This is a genomic window from Paenibacillus sp. IHBB 10380 (assembly GCF_000949425.1).
GTDB lineage: Bacteria > Bacillota > Bacilli > Paenibacillales > Paenibacillaceae > Paenibacillus_AQ.
Genome location: NZ_CP010976.1, coordinates 2,607,259 through 2,625,844, shown reverse-complemented (window position 1 = coordinate 2,625,844; position 18,586 = coordinate 2,607,259). Strand labels below are relative to the sequence as shown.

Sequence of the window (18,586 nt, the reverse complement as noted above, 5' to 3'; positions counted from 1 at the left end):
CGGCAGGACCTAAAGGTCCTTAGGGTGATGAGACGTCGTGAACATGGAAACGTTAGTTGAAACTTCTGCAAGATATTAAATAAGGAGTGAAACCAACCAATGATCATTCTTTTTTGTAATGATCCACTTAATGAAAAAGCTGTTGATATTGATTATGAAAATGAGTATCTTACTGCTAAGAAACTGGGTTTTTCCGTCGCACTTATATCCTTAGAAGATTTGTTTTCTGGCAATGTCAGAAAAGCTATAAGACTTGTCGAATCAATAGGTAGTTTAGAAGTTGCACTATATAGAGGATGGATGATGAAGCCTCCATATTATGAGTTGTTATACAAGGGGCTACTTGAAAAGAATATAAAGTTAATTAATTCTCCCGAGGAATATGTTGCTTGTCATTACTTTCCAAATTCATATAAGATCATTAAAAATCACACCCCGAGGAGTTTTTGGCTGGATATTAATAATGTTCGAGAAAGCGAAATCCTAAATATTCTAAATGATTTTGAAGATAAGGCAATAATTATTAAAGATTATGTGAAATCCCGTAAGCATGAGTGGGAAGATGCATGTTATATCCCTGATGTCTCAAATAAAACTAATGCAAAAAGAATAATTGAAAATTTCATAAATAGACAAGGGGAAGACTTAAGTGGTGGATTAGTATTTCGAGAGTTTATCCCACTAAAGAAGATTGCTGTTCATCCGATTAGTGGAATGCCATTAGCTAAGGAATATCGAATATTTTTCTTACACAATAAGCTTTTGCATAACTTTGAATACTGGGATGAAGCAATCTATGATACTGAAGATCAACCAAATCTTGATGAGTTTATTGATCTAGCAAGAGGGATCAATAGTACCTTTTTTACAATGGATATTGCTAAGACTGAACATGATAAGTGGTGTGTAATAGAAGTTGGAGATGGTCAAGTATCTGGTCTACCAGATAAAGTTGATTTAGAAATGTTTTATATGTCGATTAAAGATTTTGACGGGGAGTTCGGGGAAGGCAGAAGCATCAGTTAACATCGCATTCAACGCTGCAGGCCGGGCTAGCCCGGCCTTTGGTCCGGAAGAGGCATTTCGATGGAGCAGAATCACCGGACACATTCAACCAGCTAAGTGGTAGAGCCACCTAGACCTACGGTCCTTAAGCCGCTTGAACGTCGTGAATGCACAAACGTTATCAGAAATCAGTGCGGAGTATATACGACGAAAAATCTACGAAGTAGAGTATATTGGGGGATTTGCAATGAAGATAGAATTTGCAACAGAAAAAGATTATAAGTACATTGTTGAAAGAGATAGACATATTCCTGAGACACTTGTAAGAACGAAGATTAAAGAAAAGGAGATCTTTATGCTTAAAGATTCAGAGAAAGAAATTGGTTGGATGAGATATGGATATTTTTGGGATAACATTCCTTTTATGAACATGATATGGATTGATGAAGAATATAGAGGACAAGGAATCGGTAAGAAAATTGTACTGTATTGGGAAGAAATTATGCGTCAAAGAGGATTTAAACTAATAATGACGTCAACGCAATCTAATGAAGAAGCACAACATTTTTATAGGAAGATTGGATATCGTGATGCTGGATGTTTACTATTGGAGACTCAACCTCTTGAAGTAATACTGACAAAAAATCTCTAAGAGTATTTGATAGAATTTACATAGAAGGCATTGACATCTGACAACACGGCATCAGGGCTTACGCCCTTCGGTTGTCAGATGTATAATCATGGAGGAAGCTCAGACAACAAACGACCCAGCCTAAGATAAGAGCTATTTAAGGCTGGGTCGCGTCATAGATACGGAAACGTTAGGTGAAATATTCGTAAGAAACATTATATATAAACAATCATAGCCGGCTGACAGGGGCAGTGGTATGCAAATAAAACAAACTAAAGATCACGAACTTAAAAATTAACTCAATCAAGAAGTACAGAATATTCATGCCACAATGTAACCTAAATATTTTTGAGGGTGATTAATAATTTGACGACTTTATACAGAATATGGATTGTAATATCTCTTATATTTCCGTTAATAGGTGTAATTAATTTTTGGCCTAATTATGTTGATAATGAATTCCCGTTGTTTTCTGATGTTGTGATGGTTCTAATATTTCTTCCTTCATTTTTTATATTATTCTTCTCTTTATTGACACTTCTGATCAATAAACTGCTGATAAACAAGACTGTTTATAGATTTGTAGTCGGTATCACATTATATTGTTTAACATTTTTGGCTTTGTATTTTGTTTTCAAAGATATCTGGAGCATCAATATTAGAATAGCAACAATTTCATTAACCTCGTTAGCTGGTCTTATACACTATTGGATTTCATTTTTCATATCATTTAAGTTCAATGCCTCTAATGAAATCAATGAAAACATATGGAGAAAGTAATACCAATAGGTCATTAGATTATTGGTCTAACAATGGTATTGCTAAGAATTTTTACGAGAAGAATGGATACATCAAGTACTGAGAATTCGTATATAAGAACCTATAGATTCAGGGATTTTAAGAAGGATAATTCGAGGGAGACGAATACATCCCCTAACATTGCATTACCACAGCGGTCGCTACGCTCCCTTGGTCACCAGAAGGAAGTTTCGAAGAAGTTAATTCAGGTGACACATCCAACCGGCTAAGTGGCAGAGCCACCCAGACCTACGGTCCTTAAGCAGCTTGGACGTCGGTAATGCCGAAACGTTATACGCAATGACCTAAGAATAGATTTAACAAGATAGGGTACTTTCAAGGCAAACAATGTACTAAATTTAATGATCTCAAATAGATTGCAAATAAATAGCACGTTCTTGTTCGGAATTAAATGTATCCCTCTTCAAATGACGTTATTTTCATGAATATTTACTTTGAGGTGGTAAAATGGAATATTGTTATGTTGAGTTTAAAGTAAAAAATGAGGAGAAGTTAAATAGATTAAAACTTATTTTTGAAGTAATTAAGGAAGACAAAAATAACGAAGTACAGGATACTGATGGAAAATGGATTAAATTATTCTCTGATACAGAGTTGGATGAGTTTTGGTGGCCCAATGAACAGGAATACGAGGAGACCAGAAAAAATCTAGGAAATGTCTATATAAAAGTTGTTTCTATCAATGATAATAAGCAAGAAGATTGGGATATATATTCTATGTTCGAGGCAATAAAAGATGGTGAATATGAGCTAATTGGAATAAGAAAAATAAGTAATTCAACATATAGATTAGAATTTAACCCCTTTGCGTATCCATTTGGAGGAATTGATTCAATAAGAAAGTTAATTAGCTGTATAGGACATAGTGTAGTTGCAGTTGATGATGGTACTGGGCGATTAATTTTCAATATGAATGGTTTCTTTGAATATCAGATGAAAAAGAAACCATGGTGGAAGTTTTGGTGATTTAAGAGCCACTTTTTTTGGAATCTTCTAAGCTATGGGCGTTGAAATGCGTATAACAACACATTTGTCTAGAGGACGGATGATTGTTATTAGAATTACTCTATGGAATTTAATGATTTGGAGTTACAAAATAAGTTGAAGATTATCTGAACTGCATTATATAAGAAAATTATACGGATAATTTTTGATCGTCCTCATCTCTTACACTGTTTCAGGTTCTCCTGTTCCCTACATCCGCTGGACTGAAATACTATAAGCGGGAAAAAAGACTGCTTATTCGATTTGGAGATGAACAATGTAAGACAACAAGTGTTCAAAATGACATGAAGGAATAGAAATTACCGGCTACTTCAACCGATTTTGCCTAATTAGAAATCATTTGTCATATATATATAGAATGTATAATTCTAAAAAGTAAAGGTTTACAACTAAATCACAAGGAGGGTTATGAATAATGAAACATACCATTCTCAGCAAAAAATCGCTCTTTTTTTTAATTTTTTTGATACTCCTTATGGGAATATACTTTATATTCTTTGGGCTTCCGTGGAAGTCCATGGCTTTAAAAAAGCAATTTGAAGTCTATTTAGAAGATAAATATCAAATCGATTTCAAGCTGAACAAGATGGAGTTTGATTTTATTCACCGCACTTACAATTCTCATGCATACCCAGTGAGTGATCCCACCCTGTATTTTTATGTAGGTCAAGATATTGAAAACAAGAAAATTCATGATCTTTATAAATATGAAGTTGAGAGACGTAATGCCGGGAGAAAGTAGCTTCACTCATATTATTTAGAAAAAGCAAGGAATCATCCTCATTCAGATGATTCCTTGCTTTTTCTTATTAAAATCCCATAATTAGTTAAAATGGTCACCGCCCTGTTCTCAACTTTATTATATAATATGTAATTAAAGGAGGAAACTAGACTAATAAGATCATTTAACCAAAATTAAGGAGATGATAGAATGTTTGTTAAAAAGGCGATATTCATGTTTCTCGTATTCGTTTTATTTGGTTCTGCTGTGTTGATCCCACCCCCGGCAAGTGCCAACAGTGAAATCATCCCTGTTGATACTGTCATACAAGTTATTGAAAGCGATATCAAATCCTTAACTCCTGAGCACGAATTCTATGGTCTATGGGATCATGTACAGGTTGTTCATCGTGCAGACTTGTATGATATTCATGACAATATTATGGGTTACTACTTCCATCTTCTGGATGACGGACTGAGTGTTGGATATTATATTTCCGGAGCAAGATATGATATAACCCCCATATTGGAGTATAGCAGTGCACCCGCCAAAGAATCCTTGGAGTCACCGGAAGCAGGCAAGAAGTTTTATTATTTTGGAGGTGAGAATCAAGCCACAGCAGCCAATGCCAATGAACTCATAGCTCAAATTGAATTGGGCGTAAATACATTTAATGAAAAAGTACAGCAGCAAAAGAACATATCGGATGATTCAACACTGACTTTATCAAATGTGCTTAAAGATTTGAATCTGAACGGGGACCCCAACTCTCCCCAATTGTGGCAAGAGAATCTGGCATCGGATGCTGTTTCTTTAATGGCCTACCCGGCTGCCTACTATTTGGCCGTCCCTTCCATGAATCAGTATCAAACCGGAGTTAATCATCCCAAGAGCGCCTGTGGCCCTACTTCACTGTCGATGGCAGTCCAATATCTACATAGTTTGGGATTGCCGGTTCATGATATGCAAACTTACTTTAATAATTCACAAAGTGAAATGATTAATGGAATGTATAATTTTCTGGGCACAGGTATTTTTGGTACTTCAGCAGGAAATATGTCGTATTTGACGCCTCAGTTGCTGAATATGCACATGAGCGGCTGGACGGCAACAAATATCAACGCTGATGACTCCGGAGCTATGGATAAATTTCAGGATCGTATCGTCAGTTCAAGACCTCCGCTGGTGATGTGGGATACATTGGGAATCTTCCCCTGGCTTGACCCAAGCGTGACATGGCATTGGCAGACAGGCAATGGATACAGAACAAGCAATGGTGTCTTCCAGCTTGGCGTTAAGGACCCTAGTAGTGATTACACCAATTCCAAATATTACAATTGGGTAGCAAATAAAAATTTCTTCCAGTTCACTTCATATAGACAATAAAATATACAGACAGAGTCGCCTTATCAAAAAAAGAGTATAGCGCACCTATTGATATGATCCCCTATAGTAGACAGAAAAAAGCAAGCCGATTAATCTATCTACTATGGAGGGGATTTTTTTATGGGCGAAATGAGAAAAACGTACGATGAAAGATTCAATAAAAAGACAGTGGACCTCTATCTCTGAAAGGAGGAATGGACGCTGTATGTTACGATCATCTTCAGAAAGTTCATATTTCAGCAAGGTATAGACTTTCTCTTGAGAAGATGATGTTTCAAAATCCAATGTCAGCTTTACACTTTTTCTATCCGTTAGTAACGTTTGTTCAAAGGTATTTTTGATACCGCCATAGATTGACGTAGTAATCCCCACGACATTGCTCGATCAGGAGATCCGTCTTCTTTAACCGCGCAAAAACACCCTCATACAAATCACCTAGCTCACTATTCCCGGTGCTTTCTCTTTTCAACATGACTTATATAATCATTTTGTACCCGAGATTAGAAATTAAATACCATCTGACCCTCAGAAACGTTATAAGACTTTTTCCTCTTAGTCACTGGTTCCTTCCCTTCAACAAGAAGCTCCAGTTTCCATTCACTATCTTTCTTAACCTTAGAATCCACTGGCTTTGTGGTCAATGCAACTATCCAGCGGTGGAAATCCACTTCGTTTAACTGTACCTTAGAAAAGTCCCAATTCAATTCATAAGGTTCGAGAAATGAGTTTCTTGAAATAGTTATCTCCTCAATACCTAAATCAATGTTATTTCCAACAAAGCGTTTTGCAAGTTCATTTGCCAAACTACCTCCAGAACCTTCAGTTAATGCTGCAAGACCATCCTGATTCCTTGGGACACACCAATCATATTTGAGAACTCGACCTGACTCAAAACATGACTTTTTCTAACCTTTTTAATTCTATCTCCAATAGTTGACATAGCGACCCCCTATATATAGAAAAAGTGCCGTTGATATCATAAACATCATCGGGACTGACTTTAGCGGTTCCAGACTTTCTTTACTGGCTCCCAACTTTTTTATCACTCAACATTTAGAAGAGAACAAGGAATTAAAATTAACCATAAAGGAATGATTTGGGAAGTTTATGTATCCCCGGAATACTAAGGCAAAGGAATTGCTAAAAAGCTATTAGAAGAAGTAATTAATAGAGGAGACAGAATAGAAGGCTTGAAACAAATAAACCTAGGTATTGTAGCTATAATTTTTATAAGTAAATTCGAAGAAGGCAGGGCATCCGATAACACCATGTTCCTGCTGCGAGGCTCACGCCTCTTGGTCTGCAGGAGGGATTTCAAGGAAGTGAATTCAGCAGACACACCTGTACCGACTAACCGCATCTCGGCCAGCCCTAACGGGCTTTAAGTTAGTAAGGCGTCAAGAACATAAATACGTTATATAAAATCACAGCAATAAGAAATTATGTGTAAGCTTTTCGGGGAGGTAATAATGAATACATATATATATACTTGGTTAGGCATGGTGAATCACCTAAAACAGAAGGCAATGAAAGAACGCGAGGATTAACAGATGAGGGAAAGCTTAATTCCCACAGAATAACTGAACTATTGAAGGCTGAAGAGATAGATACATTTATTTCAAGTCCCTATTGTAGGGCTGTGATGACAATTGAGGAATCAGCTCAATATTATGGTAAAGAAATTATGATCTTTGAAGATCTTAAAGAACTCATATTTTTAAGAGGAGATATGATAATATCTGGTAAGGAAATATACCCCCTCGTAAGGAGGATGTAGATTATTAGAAACATTTAGGAGAATCAATTATAATTGTAAAGGACGATCTGTAGCTAGATTGAAGGAGATATTAAAAAATGGAGTATTTTCGGAGAAGGCTATGACATCATATAACAATGCATTCTTTCTGCGTCACTGATGCGCCTTGGTCGCCAAGGGGATATTCTAAGAAGTGAAGTCAGGCGACACATCTAATCGGCTAAGTCTGACGACCCAGGCCTACGGTCCTTAAGCCGCTTGAACGTCAAGAATGCCAAACGTTATCTGAAATCATTGCAATATAAAAAGATAATGAAAGCCATCTCAAGGAGATGAAGAAAATTAAGATACGTATTATTGGTTCCTGTGGGAGTGGAAAATCATATCTAGGTAAGGAAATTTCTAAAATGTTAGGGATAACCAATTATGAACTTGATAATATGATTTGGGACAGAAGTATAGAAAATTTAAGATTTCCTGAGGCTATAAGAGATGCAGAATTCAATAGAATAGTTAGATCAGAATCATGGATTATTGAGGGAGTTCAATACAATTGGACGAACGAAAGTTTTATAAAGGCAGATATTATTTATATTTTAAATCCTAATGTTTATATAAGGGATTACAGAATTATTAGGAGATTTATTAGGTCAAGAACAGGAATAGAGCAGTGGAATTACAAGCAGTCTTTCAATAATTTAATAAAGATGTTGATTAAATGGAACTACGGATACAATCTGAAAGAAGTATTGGATATCACAAATGAATATTCTTATAAGAGATTCGAGATGAAAACTTCAAGAGATGTAATAAAACATGTACAAGATAATTTGAAGGTAATTCAAGATGGCAATGACATCACATAACATTGCATTACCACAGCGGTCGCTACGCTCGCTTGGGTCACCAAGAGGAAGTTTCGTTGAAGTCGATTCAGGTAACACATCCAACCGGCTAAGTAGCAGAGTCACCCGGACCTACGGTCCTTATGCCGTCTGGACGTCGGTAATGCCAAACGTTATGTGGAATTACCGAAAACCTTATATGAAAGCAGGAATTCAATGAAGCCCATACTTGACATTGAGATCAATAATAAAATTTTGGAACACGAAGTACCAAATTTACGAGAGTCAATCGGCTAGGATAGAAGAAATGGTGACTATCCCTTACAATTTGAAAGATGTTTGTTCTGGGGAAGTTTAAGGAATGAAGATGGGAAATTAATTGCTTTCGGTTACATAACGGGACCTGGTATTGAACATGGATATTTAGAAGATGTAATTATTCATTCGCATTATCAAGGAAAAGAAATAGGAAAGGAATTGGTTAAGATCTTGATGCAAGAAGCTGAAAAACAGGGAATATCCATAATAACAGTAATATTTCAAGACAAACATAATGAATTTTATGAGAAATGTGGGTTACCCCTTGCTCGGGTGGTGTTTGGAGAAGGAAATAGGAAAGAATGTTTGGCAGCCTATTCGAGGAAGCGATAACGTCACATAACAACGTATTCACACTGCTGGGCTTACGCCACTTGGTTGTCAGATGTATAATCGAGGAAGATGGTTCAGACAACACACGATCCGGTCTAAGATAAGAGCTATCTAAGGCTGGGGCATTTCGTGAATGCACATACGTTAGATGAAACCAGTGCAAGTAAATGTATAAGAACAAGTATATGGAATGGAACATACATTCCTAGTGTTGTGATATAATTTCCCTGACTAATTCTCCAGGGGGAAGAACATGAAACAACAATTAATTTCTGATTTGAATGAGTTTCTAACATTCGTAGGATCTTTAGAATACTTAAAGGATGAAGTATGGTTTTCTCCTATAAGTGAAGGGAAATGGAGGATTCATGATATTGTTGTACATATCATGAAATGGGATGATTATTTTAATAACGTCACATTCCCAACACTGTCCCAGAGTAAATTTCCTGAATTAATGGAACATCCTGATTATTTAGGATTTAATGAACAATCTATTAGCTATGGAAAGGGAAAAACCAAGAAAGAAATTATTGCAGAAGCAGTAAGAAATCGTCAGATAATGGTTTCTAAGGTAAGTGAGTTGGAAGATAATAAATTTTTGGTTGTTTATTCGGGAGATCGGGGATTCACTAAAAAGTCTTATTTAACAGAATTTTTTATATCTCATGACCAATACCATAAGGAACAAATCCAAGATTATCTAAAGTCTAAACAACAAATTTAAGATCACTTTGAAGGCGATTCGAAGAAGGTACTGGCATCATCTGACAGAACATTCCTGCTGCGTCGCTAAGGCTCCTTGGTCGCCAAGAGGATTTTTGGAGAAGTGGAATCAGGCGACACATTCAATCGGCTAAGCCTGACGACCAGGCACTCCGTGCGTTAAGCCGATTGGACGTCAGGAATGCGCAACGTTATCTGAAATTGCTGAGATCAAGAAAGTAGTTATCGTTTAATATTAAGATACTTAAAGGAGAGGGGAAATCTGTAAAATGGAAGATACAAGCCCCAAGTATCTAACAAAGAAAGCAATAAAGAGACTTACTAAAGAATTAAATTTACCTGTTTTAGGTGCATATTCACAAGATTGGGAACATGAGAGTGCTGATTCATCAAAACTACTAGAATTCATTACATATTACGAAATACAATTACTCAATAAAGATGAAAAGTTTGGACTAATGGCTTTAATTGTTTCTTCATATGATGACTCTCTTTCAAAGGGGAATGCATCAGATGAAGTATGGAATAAAATAAAACACTATCTTATAAAAGACTTTACAATACATCAAAATACTATTTTTTATTGGGCATTAGTGGATGAAGAGTTAGAAGATTGTTTCTTTATAACTCCATTATTAAGAGATGTTTTAGAATACAAAAATACATAGTTGAAAGATTCTTCATGATGACAGCAAAATCACATTCCTACGGCGGGGCATTCGCCCCTTGGTCGCGAGAGGCGTTTCGAGGAAGAGGATTCAGGCGACACATTGATTTCCCTAATGGCAAGTTTGTTTGTTATAGAAAAAATGCGGAACAAGGAAATTGGAACATTACTACAGAACCATGTAATTGAGGAAGCAAAGAGATTAGAATACAAGGACTTATATTTATACCGATCATAAAGGATTTTACGAGAAGTTTGGATGGATATTCTATGAGTTGTCTCCCAAAACGAACGGAGAATTCACAAGAATATATAGCAAAATTCTAAATACGTAATTTGAGAGTAATGCTTCGAAGTCATGAACATCAGTTAACATTACATTCCTACATCGTCGCTGACGCTCCTTGGTCGCCAAGAGGGATATTGGAGAAGTGTATTTAGGCGACATATTCAACCGGCTAAGTCGTTTCCTTTGGTCACTTAAGCCGCTAGGAAGTCAGGAATGCGGGTACGTTAGCTGAAATTCCTGAAAGATAATAAAGAACGGAGTGACATTGATGCCTTGGCCAATGGTTCATTTTTCAGTTGCAACCCGATTGCTATCTAATCCTTCCTCAGAGTTCTTACTAGGGAGCCTTGCTCCCGATTCAATTCATGTAAGGACTAATGAGAGAATAGAAAAGGCAAAAACACATTTAATGCTTGAGGAAGGCAAGTTCGCAACAGACGAAGATCTTAAGAGTTTCTTTGAATACAACAAGCATTTGGCATTTAGTAATTCGAGATTTATGCAATATCTGTGTGGGTACATCGCCCATGTTTATGCGGATAGAGAGTGGACATTTGATATTTATCCAGAGTATGAATTACATCCAAATGGTAGGAGTATTTATACGCAAGATGTAACTAAATTTGAATTTTTGATATTACGTAATAAGCCAGAGACTAGAGAGTTACTTAGTAAGCTTGAAGCAGGTAAGGCATTTGAGTTAGGCGGATTATTGGAACAAGAGGTTTACCAATATAGAGAAGAGAAGATTCGATTCATAAAGAACCTTGAAAATGAACCTTTAAGTGACTCAAGTATCTTAACAATGTATAAGCTAGAAGGATTTATTAATACAACTGCATTGGGACTAAGAAGACTCTTTATGGAGTGGGATGTATTCAGTAAACTCGAAGAAGCCAGGAACTTCAGCTAACACAATGTTCCTGCAGCGGGGCATACGCCCTTTGGTCTGCAAGAGGAATTTTAAGGAAGTGTATTCAGAAGACACACCTGCACCGACAACCGCATTGCGGCCAGCCCTAACGGGCTTTAAGTTGGTAAGGCGTCAGGAATATAAATACGTTAGATGGAGGTTTTGAGATTGATCCCGCCTAAACATATTCTTTCCGCAGCTGCGGTTGTTGTAAATAGTAGAAATGAAATACTGCTGATAAAGGGCCCTAGAAGGGGCTGGGAAATGCCTGGAGGACAGGTAGAACTAGGCGAATCTCTTTCACAAGCGGCTATTAGAGAAACTAAAGAGGAATCGGGAATTGATATTGAAATAATTAAATTCTGTGGAGTATTTCAGAATGTAAACGGAAGCATATGTAATACTTTGTTTCTGGCAAGACCAATTGGAGGAGAATTAACAGTAACGGAAGAAGCATTAGAACTCGGATATTATTCAATAGAAGAGGCATTAAACAAAGTAACTTGGAAGAACTTTAGAGATCGAATAGCTTATTGTTTGAGACCTGAAATGCAGCCATTTTATATTGAGTTCTAAGTAAACAAATTGAAGTAAATTAAGATCGAGTTGAAAGTAATCTCGGGTTCGTGAATACATAAAACGTTAGATGAAAGACGTACAAATAATATTAATACCAAAAAACAAATGGAAGAGTTGAAATTAATGATTATAAGGCCTTTCGAGAGTAATGATCTTATGAAATGTACTACTCTCTTAGTTAATGTGTTTAATCAAGAACCATGGAATGATAATTGGTCGATAGAAGGTGCTAAACAATACTTGGTTGACTACATACAGACACCTGGGTTTAGAGGTTTCATTGCTGAAGAAGGGAGTGAAATAAGAGGTTTTATTTTTGGGTTTCGCAAGAGATGGTGGGAAGGCGATGAATTCTTTGTTAATGAAATGTGTGTCCAAGTTGATGAACAACGAAGTGGAATCGGAACAAAGCTGATTAACTACTTAGAAGGTGATTTAATACGCGCAGGGATCGAGAATATAACACTTTTGACTAATAGGAAGATTCCAGCTGAGGAATTTTACAAGAAAAACGGATTTGATGAAATAGAAAGATTAATATTTTTACATAAGAGAATTAAGTGAATATTCTGCATTTTAGAGAAGGCATGTCCATCATCTAACATTACATTCCTACATTGTCGCTGACGCTCCTCAGTCACCAAGAGGAATCTCTAAGAAGTGAATTCAGGCGACACATCCAATCGGCTAGGGGCAGAGCCACCCGGACACCTACGGTCTTTAAGCCGTTCGGACGTCAGGAATCCGCAACATTATCAGAAATCCTCGCATTACATTTAACAAATAAATTGTATCAGGTGATAAAAATGGGGATATCCAGTACTTTACAAACGAGAAAGACAATTGTTGAGGATTTACAACGACTGGGTGTAAAAGAAGGAATGACTTTGATCGTCCATTCCTCTTTGAAATCTCTAGGAAAAGTTGTAGGGGGGCCTGTTACTGTAATATTAGCATTGGAAGAGGCAGTTGGGATTACTGGAAATATCGTTATGCCGACTCAATCTGAACATCTTTGTGAACCGACAGAATATAATGATGGCCTGACCGGAGAAGAAATAAAAATAATAAGAGAGAATATGCCTATATATTACCCTGATGTAACACCAACTTCGTATATGGGATTCATTCCTGAAACATTCAGAAAACAAAATGGTGTGTTTAGAAGTTCACACCCGCATGCTTCATTTGCTGCGTGGGGTAAAGATGCTATAAGAATAACTGAAAATCATAGACTAGATTATGCATTAAGTGAGGATTCTCCCTTGGGAAAGATCTATGAATTAGAGGGATTTATTCTATTACTTGGAGCTCCAACTAATACTAATAGTTCATTACATCTGGCTGAGTACAGACAGGAGAACAGAACACTTTCATTAAACCTAAAGCATGGGAAGTAAAAATGCTGGATGGAAAAGAACAATGGGCTACATATGATGATATTAATAATGAATCTGATGATTTTGACAAGATTTTTTATGATTTCAAATCCAAAACTAATTTGGTTAAAGAGGGACTGGTGGGAGAGGTCGTGAGTTACTTAATACCACAGAAAAAAATGATCGATTACGCCTTAGGATGGATGAACCAGAATAGAAGATAGATTGAAAAAATAATTTCAAGAAATTCAACTATCGTTTCCGATTAGGATAATGTTTTTTTATAAATTCCCTTTTGTCTTCAACTATCATTTCTAAGGTAAAAACAAAAGAGGGTGCAAATTCGAATTTCGGTACAAAAGGAGAGACCCATCTGCCCATGAAATTATCAAGGTCACAATTATTGGCTTTAGAGCATCTTACAAAGTACGCAAGAAGCCAAAAAAATGAAGATGAGCGAGTAATTAAGGAAATCCTTCAAATTTCTAATATCGCGTATAAAACATTTGAAGACGCCGTCGTTAAGTTAAAGGCGCACGCAAAGATTGCCCTACATTTTCATCCAGATAGACCAGATCCGACGAATATGAAAAGCGTTGCTGAAGCACTGCTTGAGCAGGGAATTTATAAAAGTCAGTTTGAGACATTATTATCTAATGGCAGCGTATCGGCTTACCCTGGCGGTGAACGAGACCTTTGGGAGAAGAAGATTTTTGGAGGAGCATATCACCTAAAGGACTCAACCAATAGCCAACGACCCAAGTATGGCGCACTAGATTTGATGTTACATCCAGATGGACCAGCTCCACGCTTTGGATCATGCTATTTCATTCTATCCCCGGAGGTCTCATATCGTAGCACATACACTTATTTGGATTCGCATCAAGATCCGAAGGAAAAGGGTACTTATGAGGAGTTCAATATCATTTTGGCGGCCCTCATGAAGGAGGCATTCTTTAGAAATTTCGCTATCGGTGAAAAAAATATGACGCTACGAAAATTAATCGATCATGTCCTGGTTAATCTAGAGAGACCATTCTCGGATCCTACAAACAAAGATCCAAACCGCAATCTTAACCACTATATTGAAGCTCAGGTTCATGGTGATATTTCTCTTAAAGAAGACGTCAAAGTGCTTGTTGCAGATCCTTCATTCAAGGACACTCATATAGGCAGGACCTTAGAGAAAATATGTCTAAAGTATTCAATAGATCTCTATTGGCACATGGGCTTTGCGCTTTGGGTAGACGAGGTTCCTGCGGATTTTAGAGGTCCATCGATGCCTTCCTTGGCCAAACGCATTGCAAGAAATGATTTTATCGATGTGAGCATGATTGGATCTGCTGCAATGGACTTGAAACGCGATCCAATTTCTTGGAGTGATCGTGGATGCTATAAGGAAGTACTTCAGGAATTAAAACTATTGTGGCATGTTTTAGTGAAATATGGAAAGCCACTTCGAAATTTTAAACTATAAGACTTTCTTTTCTCAATGAGATTGGATTTACATAGTAGTAAGTGCTTTAAACATACTCCCATTAATAATAATTTTAATAGTTTGGTAAATATTGAAAAACTTCCCTATAGTTCTTAATATAGTAACAATACTAATCGACAGTAGACAACACTATATTCACGCATCTAAAGCTCCTGGTCTGCCGGGGAATTTCGGAGAAGATGAATCAGCAGACAACCGCATCCACTAAGATAAGCTATCTAAGATGGTGGGGATTCGTGAATAAAAAGGTTAGCTAAGACAACTGCATTATGTTCTTTAATTAAATCGAGGAGGAGATATGAAAACAAAATTAAGTTTATTTATTAATCTAGCAGTGATCTTACTGCTATTTACTTTTGGGAACTCAATGACGACAACGCCTGGAAGTAGTTCTGGTAATGGAAATCCTGCAATTTTATTGTTTGTTCCATTGATCATTTTATTTGTAATACTGGTATTTCAGTGGGTCTATATGTTTAAGGACAAGAAGATACTTTTTAAAACAATAGTTATCATATTTTTAGTGATCGTGAGTCATTACATTGTAGGGGTATACTATCAATTAACTAGCTATCAGAAATACCGAATTTTTTTGGCTCAAGTATACGAAGAGAAATTTGGTTATATAGATTGGCAATACATTAATTCAATTACAACGGGACTGTCAATTCATATAAATAATCAATACTTCAATTTTAATACATATTTATTGATTGTAAGTCTATCACTATTTATATGGCTGCTGTACCAAGTGGTGAAACAGAGATTATTCATCCGAAAAGGATAGACGATCAAGGAAGTGGCTGACAAAGTTATTGCTGCCAATGGCGAAGATGAGGGTAGCTCCTTTCTTGTAGCATAAACTGTTGCCCTTCATAATAAGCCATAACTGAGCTTCTCGCGTATGCCCTATATAGATAGATCTCCTTCGAAATCGGTCTATTTTGTTATCTTCGAAACTAGCATAACTGCTGGCGTACACTAGCTAATTTAAGGGGGGACACGAACGTTACAAAATTTATATATTGCCATCCCATTTCTATATGCTATAATGATTTCGAATGGTACCCATTCACGTCATACCACAATACAAAAGTTTCAGGTAATGGAAGTTTGGTGCAAATCCAACGCGGTCCCGCCACTGTGATAGACTGGATGTTCAGTCTTAAGTCAGGTCATTTTCCTGGAAACTTTGAAAAACCAACCATTTCGAGGCGAAAGTGGCTGGTTTACAAGTCTAGTGTGACGATTTTCGCCTTCTAGGCTTTTTTTGTATGGATAAAGGTGGTACCGACGCTGATGTCGGGAGGGCCTGGCGATGGTGCCAAACAAGTACAAGGATGTACATTAGGTAACGGGTAGGTTCTTCAATGTCGAAGAATATGATACACAACGATGTGTATCTTTTTTATACAAAATGCGGTTGACGATTATCAGGATTAAGGTGTACAGTGGTGGTAGACAACTGTATGATTACTAGTTACACAATGGCGTGTACATATAACGAGCAAAGAGGCTTTTAAAGGAATTCGTTCTTTTAAAGGTCTCTTTTTTTGTTGCCAACTATTTCTTGGAGGTGCCCACATGGACAAAATTTCTTTTAAAACCGACATTTATATGGGACAAGGAGCGCTGAATCGCTTAGCAGAATGGCGGAACAAGCGGATCTTCATCGTCACGGATCCGTTCATGGTGAAATCGGGGATGATCAACCTGTTATTCGAAAGGCTGCATGAAAGCAATGAACAGTACATTTTCAGTAACATTGTACCCGATCCTCCAGTAGAAGTCGTGACAGAGGGGGTGGAGGCGCTTGGGACGTTTCGGGCCGACCTGATCATTGCTATTGGCGGAGGCTCCGCGATCGATGCGGCCAAGGCGATGAAAATTTTCGCTAAAAAAATCTTGGATCAGCGCGATATTCCGTTCGTGGCGATTCCGACAACCAGCGGAACCGGCTCGGAAGTGACGTCTTTTTCCGTCATCAGCGACAAGAAGAAAAACATCAAATACCCGCTTGTATCCGATGACATGCTTCCGGAGGAAGCGATTCTAGACCCTGAACTGGTCAAGAGCGTCCCGGATTTCATTACCGCCGATACGGGAATGGACGTGTTAACCCACGCGCTTGAAGCGTATGTGTCGACCAAAGCGAACGATATCTCCGACGCCTTGGCGGAGAAGGCGATCAAATTGGTGTTCGCTTATTTGCCAAGAGCCTACAAGGATGGGGGCGACCTTGAAGCGCGTGAAAAAATGCATAGTGCTTCGTGCATGGCAGGAATGGCGTTCAACATCACTTCGCTCGGACTTAACCATGGCATTGCGCATGTGGCTGGAGCCAAATTCAAGATTGCCCACGGGCGCATGAACTCGCTGCTATTGCCACATGTGATAGAATTCAATGCGGACTACAAGCCGGGATACGGTAAAGAGGCAAGTAATGCGACGGCTGCAAGATATGCCGAAATTGCCAAGAACCTGGGGCTACCGACTTCCAATGCGCGCAGCGGCGTGCGAAGTCTAGTACAGGTAATCAAGCAGCTTCAGAAACAATTACACATGCCGCAAACGCTTCGGGACTGTGGTGTAGATCAGAACACTTTAGAAGAGATGAGAGAGGCAATTGCCGAGGGTGCTCTGCATGATGGTTGTACGGCTACCAATCCGCGTGTTCCGACAGAAGCGGATGTCATCGAAATATTGAACAAAATGTTTCAATTAGGCTAACCGTATTGACAACGCTTGCATCTATAAATATAATGAAAACAACACAACGACGTGTTAATTAATAGTTAAAGCGAAGAGGCTTCTTAAAAATTCCACGTGAAATTTTAAGGGGCCTTTATATATTTTTTTTAGCTATTTTACGTGTTTCTTTCAAAGAGATGGGATGATGGTATGGACCAACAAAACGAAAAACAACGCGTCATTCAAGAGTATGTACCTGGGAAACAGGTAACGCTAGCTCATATTATTGCGAACCCCAACCAGGATATTTACAAGAAGCTGGGACTGGGATCCGATGCAAAAGATGCCATTGGCATTATGACCATAACGCCAAGCGAAGCCTCCATTATTGGGGCAGATATCGCGACTAAGGCGGCCGGCGTACAGATCGGCTTTGTCGATCGCTTCAGCGGCTCCCTCGTTGTTACGGGGGATGTATCATCCGTGGAAGCCGCCATTAGTGAAGTGCTGCTTGGCTTGCAGAACATTCTCGGATTTTCAGCTGCGAAGATTACGAGAACATAGGGGAAGATGCTATGAAAAAAATAATATTTGCCGGAAGCACTGGCTCGGGCAAGACTACGCTGTGCCAAAGGCTGCACGGTCAGGAGATTGCCTACAAGAAGACGCAAGCCATCGAGACTTTTGATCAAGCCATTGATACACCTGGCGAATGCATCGAGAACCGTTATTTATACAAGATGCTGATGGTCACTAGCGTTGAAGCAGATGTCATCGGGCTTGTGCAAGATTGCACAAAGGAAGAGAGTTATTTTCCGCCGGCTTTTGCGACGATGTTCGCCAAACCGGTTATCGGAATAATAACCAAGGTTGAGCTGGCCCAAGTGGATGAGGACATCGCGCAAGCGAGAGAATATCTGCAAGCAGCTGGCGTAGAACGCATTTTTGAGGTTTCCTCCATGGAAAATGTGGGACTGGCAGAGCTACAGGGATATTTGGAAGGATAGACGAACACGCCATTTGGT

The 18,586-nt window shown here is 38.1% G+C and carries 19 protein-coding genes, 1 pseudogene and 1 riboswitch; of the genes and pseudogenes, 19 read left to right on the top strand and 1 reads right to left on the bottom strand.

Annotated elements, in window-relative coordinates; all coding sequences use genetic code 11:
- The first annotated feature begins 99 nt into the window (after nt 1-99).
- The 5 genes from UB51_RS11365 (at nt 100) to UB51_RS11340 (ending at nt 5,567) form a co-directional block, all read left to right on the top strand.
- Nucleotides 100-1,026 (top strand): ATP-grasp domain-containing protein, encoded by a 927-nt coding sequence (locus UB51_RS11365; RefSeq protein ID WP_044877387.1) that lies wholly within the window; start codon nt 100-102, stop codon nt 1,024-1,026.
- A gap of 226 nt (nt 1,027-1,252) precedes the next feature.
- Nucleotides 1,253-1,657, top strand: coding sequence for a GNAT family N-acetyltransferase (locus UB51_RS11360; RefSeq protein ID WP_044877386.1), 405 nt, complete (start codon nt 1,253-1,255; stop codon nt 1,655-1,657).
- A 1,245-nt stretch (nt 1,658-2,902) separates the two neighbouring features.
- On the top strand, nt 2,903-3,421 hold the full coding sequence (locus UB51_RS28500; RefSeq protein ID WP_052675881.1) for a hypothetical protein: 519 nt from the start codon (nt 2,903-2,905) through the stop codon (nt 3,419-3,421).
- 454 nt (nt 3,422-3,875) lie between these two features.
- A complete protein-coding gene (locus tag UB51_RS11345; protein WP_044877385.1) occupies nt 3,876-4,202 on the top strand; it encodes a hypothetical protein in 327 nt (108 codons plus the stop codon).
- A 189-nt stretch (nt 4,203-4,391) separates the two neighbouring features.
- Nucleotides 4,392-5,567, top strand: a complete 1,176-nt coding sequence (locus tag UB51_RS11340; RefSeq protein WP_044877384.1) for a hypothetical protein — start codon at nt 4,392-4,394, stop codon at nt 5,565-5,567.
- Nucleotides 5,568-6,067: 500 nt separating this feature from the next.
- Here UB51_RS11340 and UB51_RS11335 read toward each other — a convergent pair whose 3' ends face one another.
- A complete protein-coding gene (locus UB51_RS11335; RefSeq protein ID WP_044877383.1) occupies nt 6,068-6,370 on the bottom strand; it encodes a hypothetical protein in 303 nt (100 codons plus the stop codon).
- 674 nt (nt 6,371-7,044) lie between these two features.
- On the opposite strand from UB51_RS11335, the pseudogene UB51_RS11330 reads away from it, so the two are divergent.
- The 14 genes and pseudogenes from UB51_RS11330 to UB51_RS11265 all read left to right on the top strand — a co-directional run.
- Nucleotides 7,045-7,341, top strand: a pseudogene (locus UB51_RS11330) (histidine phosphatase family protein); the annotation flags it as partial.
- A gap of 314 nt (nt 7,342-7,655) precedes the next feature.
- Nucleotides 7,656-8,189, top strand: a complete 534-nt coding sequence (locus UB51_RS11325) for a P-loop NTPase family protein (protein ID WP_044877382.1) — start codon at nt 7,656-7,658, stop codon at nt 8,187-8,189.
- 318 nt (nt 8,190-8,507) lie between these two features.
- Nucleotides 8,508-8,819, top strand: coding sequence for a GNAT family N-acetyltransferase (locus tag UB51_RS11320; protein ID WP_324607765.1), 312 nt, complete (start codon nt 8,508-8,510; stop codon nt 8,817-8,819).
- A 253-nt stretch (nt 8,820-9,072) separates the two neighbouring features.
- On the top strand, nt 9,073-9,546 hold the full coding sequence (locus UB51_RS11315; RefSeq protein ID WP_044877381.1) for a DinB family protein: 474 nt from the start codon (nt 9,073-9,075) through the stop codon (nt 9,544-9,546).
- Between the two features lie 268 nt (nt 9,547-9,814).
- Nucleotides 9,815-10,213: a hypothetical protein gene (locus UB51_RS11310; protein ID WP_052675879.1), complete on the top strand. Its 399-nt coding sequence runs from the start codon at nt 9,815-9,817 to the stop codon at nt 10,211-10,213.
- A gap of 556 nt (nt 10,214-10,769) precedes the next feature.
- Complete coding sequence (locus UB51_RS11305; RefSeq protein WP_044877380.1) at nt 10,770-11,414, top strand: hypothetical protein; 645 nt, start codon at nt 10,770-10,772, stop codon at nt 11,412-11,414.
- 153 nt (nt 11,415-11,567) lie between these two features.
- A complete protein-coding gene (locus tag UB51_RS11300; RefSeq protein WP_199925005.1) occupies nt 11,568-11,990 on the top strand; it encodes an NUDIX hydrolase in 423 nt (140 codons plus the stop codon).
- A gap of 159 nt (nt 11,991-12,149) precedes the next feature.
- On the top strand, nt 12,150-12,557 hold the full coding sequence (locus UB51_RS11295; protein ID WP_234405609.1) for a GNAT family N-acetyltransferase: 408 nt from the start codon (nt 12,150-12,152) through the stop codon (nt 12,555-12,557).
- A gap of 242 nt (nt 12,558-12,799) precedes the next feature.
- Nucleotides 12,800-13,393, top strand: coding sequence for an AAC(3) family N-acetyltransferase (locus UB51_RS11290; protein WP_052675878.1), 594 nt, complete (start codon nt 12,800-12,802; stop codon nt 13,391-13,393).
- Nucleotides 13,394-13,395: 2 nt separating this feature from the next.
- Nucleotides 13,396-13,596, top strand: a complete 201-nt coding sequence (locus UB51_RS29290; protein WP_052675877.1) for an AAC(3) family N-acetyltransferase — start codon at nt 13,396-13,398, stop codon at nt 13,594-13,596.
- Between the two features lie 155 nt (nt 13,597-13,751).
- On the top strand, nt 13,752-14,849 hold the full coding sequence (locus UB51_RS11285) for a DUF3626 domain-containing protein (protein WP_044877377.1): 1,098 nt from the start codon (nt 13,752-13,754) through the stop codon (nt 14,847-14,849).
- Nucleotides 14,850-15,951: 1,102 nt separating this feature from the next.
- Nucleotides 15,952-16,104: riboswitch (adenosylcobalamin (AdoCbl) riboswitch) on the top strand.
- 350 nt (nt 16,105-16,454) lie between these two features.
- Entirely contained in the window at nt 16,455-17,600 is a 1,146-nt protein-coding gene (locus UB51_RS11275) for a 1-propanol dehydrogenase PduQ (protein WP_044877375.1), read from the top strand.
- A gap of 171 nt (nt 17,601-17,771) precedes the next feature.
- On the top strand, nt 17,772-18,125 hold the full coding sequence (locus UB51_RS11270) for a BMC domain-containing protein (protein ID WP_044877374.1): 354 nt from the start codon (nt 17,772-17,774) through the stop codon (nt 18,123-18,125).
- A gap of 11 nt (nt 18,126-18,136) precedes the next feature.
- Complete coding sequence (locus UB51_RS11265; RefSeq protein WP_044877373.1) at nt 18,137-18,568, top strand: EutP/PduV family microcompartment system protein; 432 nt, start codon at nt 18,137-18,139, stop codon at nt 18,566-18,568.
- Nucleotides 18,569-18,586 lie beyond the last annotated feature (18 nt).

Excerpts from the sequence above, each read along its gene's own strand:
- UB51_RS11295 (WP_234405609.1), top strand. The coding sequence starts at position 12,150 with ATGAAATGTACTACTCTCTTAGTTAATGTGTTTAATCAAGAACCATGG.
- UB51_RS11365 (WP_044877387.1), top strand. The coding sequence starts at position 100 with ATGATCATTCTTTTTTGTAATGATCCACTTAATGAAAAAGCTGTTGAT.
- UB51_RS11310 (WP_052675879.1), top strand. The coding sequence starts at position 9,815 with ATGGAAGATACAAGCCCCAAGTATCTAACAAAGAAAGCAATAAAGAGA.
- UB51_RS11325 (WP_044877382.1), top strand. The coding sequence starts at position 7,656 with ATGAAGAAAATTAAGATACGTATTATTGGTTCCTGTGGGAGTGGAAAA.
- UB51_RS11315 (WP_044877381.1), top strand. The coding sequence starts at position 9,073 with ATGAAACAACAATTAATTTCTGATTTGAATGAGTTTCTAACATTCGTA.
- UB51_RS11300 (WP_199925005.1), top strand. The coding sequence starts at position 11,568 with ATGGAGGTTTTGAGATTGATCCCGCCTAAACATATTCTTTCCGCAGCT.
- UB51_RS11305 (WP_044877380.1), top strand. The coding sequence starts at position 10,770 with ATGCCTTGGCCAATGGTTCATTTTTCAGTTGCAACCCGATTGCTATCT.
- UB51_RS11275 (WP_044877375.1), top strand. The coding sequence starts at position 16,455 with ATGGACAAAATTTCTTTTAAAACCGACATTTATATGGGACAAGGAGCG.
- UB51_RS11290 (WP_052675878.1), top strand. The coding sequence starts at position 12,800 with ATGGGGATATCCAGTACTTTACAAACGAGAAAGACAATTGTTGAGGAT.
- UB51_RS11265 (WP_044877373.1), top strand. The coding sequence starts at position 18,137 with ATGAAAAAAATAATATTTGCCGGAAGCACTGGCTCGGGCAAGACTACG.
- UB51_RS11285 (WP_044877377.1), top strand. The coding sequence starts at position 13,752 with ATGAAATTATCAAGGTCACAATTATTGGCTTTAGAGCATCTTACAAAG.
- UB51_RS11345 (WP_044877385.1), top strand. The coding sequence starts at position 3,876 with ATGAAACATACCATTCTCAGCAAAAAATCGCTCTTTTTTTTAATTTTT.
- UB51_RS28500 (WP_052675881.1), top strand. The coding sequence starts at position 2,903 with ATGGAATATTGTTATGTTGAGTTTAAAGTAAAAAATGAGGAGAAGTTA.
- UB51_RS11270 (WP_044877374.1), top strand. The coding sequence starts at position 17,772 with ATGGACCAACAAAACGAAAAACAACGCGTCATTCAAGAGTATGTACCT.
- UB51_RS11340 (WP_044877384.1), top strand. The coding sequence starts at position 4,392 with ATGTTTGTTAAAAAGGCGATATTCATGTTTCTCGTATTCGTTTTATTT.
- UB51_RS29290 (WP_052675877.1), top strand. The coding sequence starts at position 13,396 with ATGCTGGATGGAAAAGAACAATGGGCTACATATGATGATATTAATAAT.
- UB51_RS11360 (WP_044877386.1), top strand. The coding sequence starts at position 1,253 with ATGAAGATAGAATTTGCAACAGAAAAAGATTATAAGTACATTGTTGAA.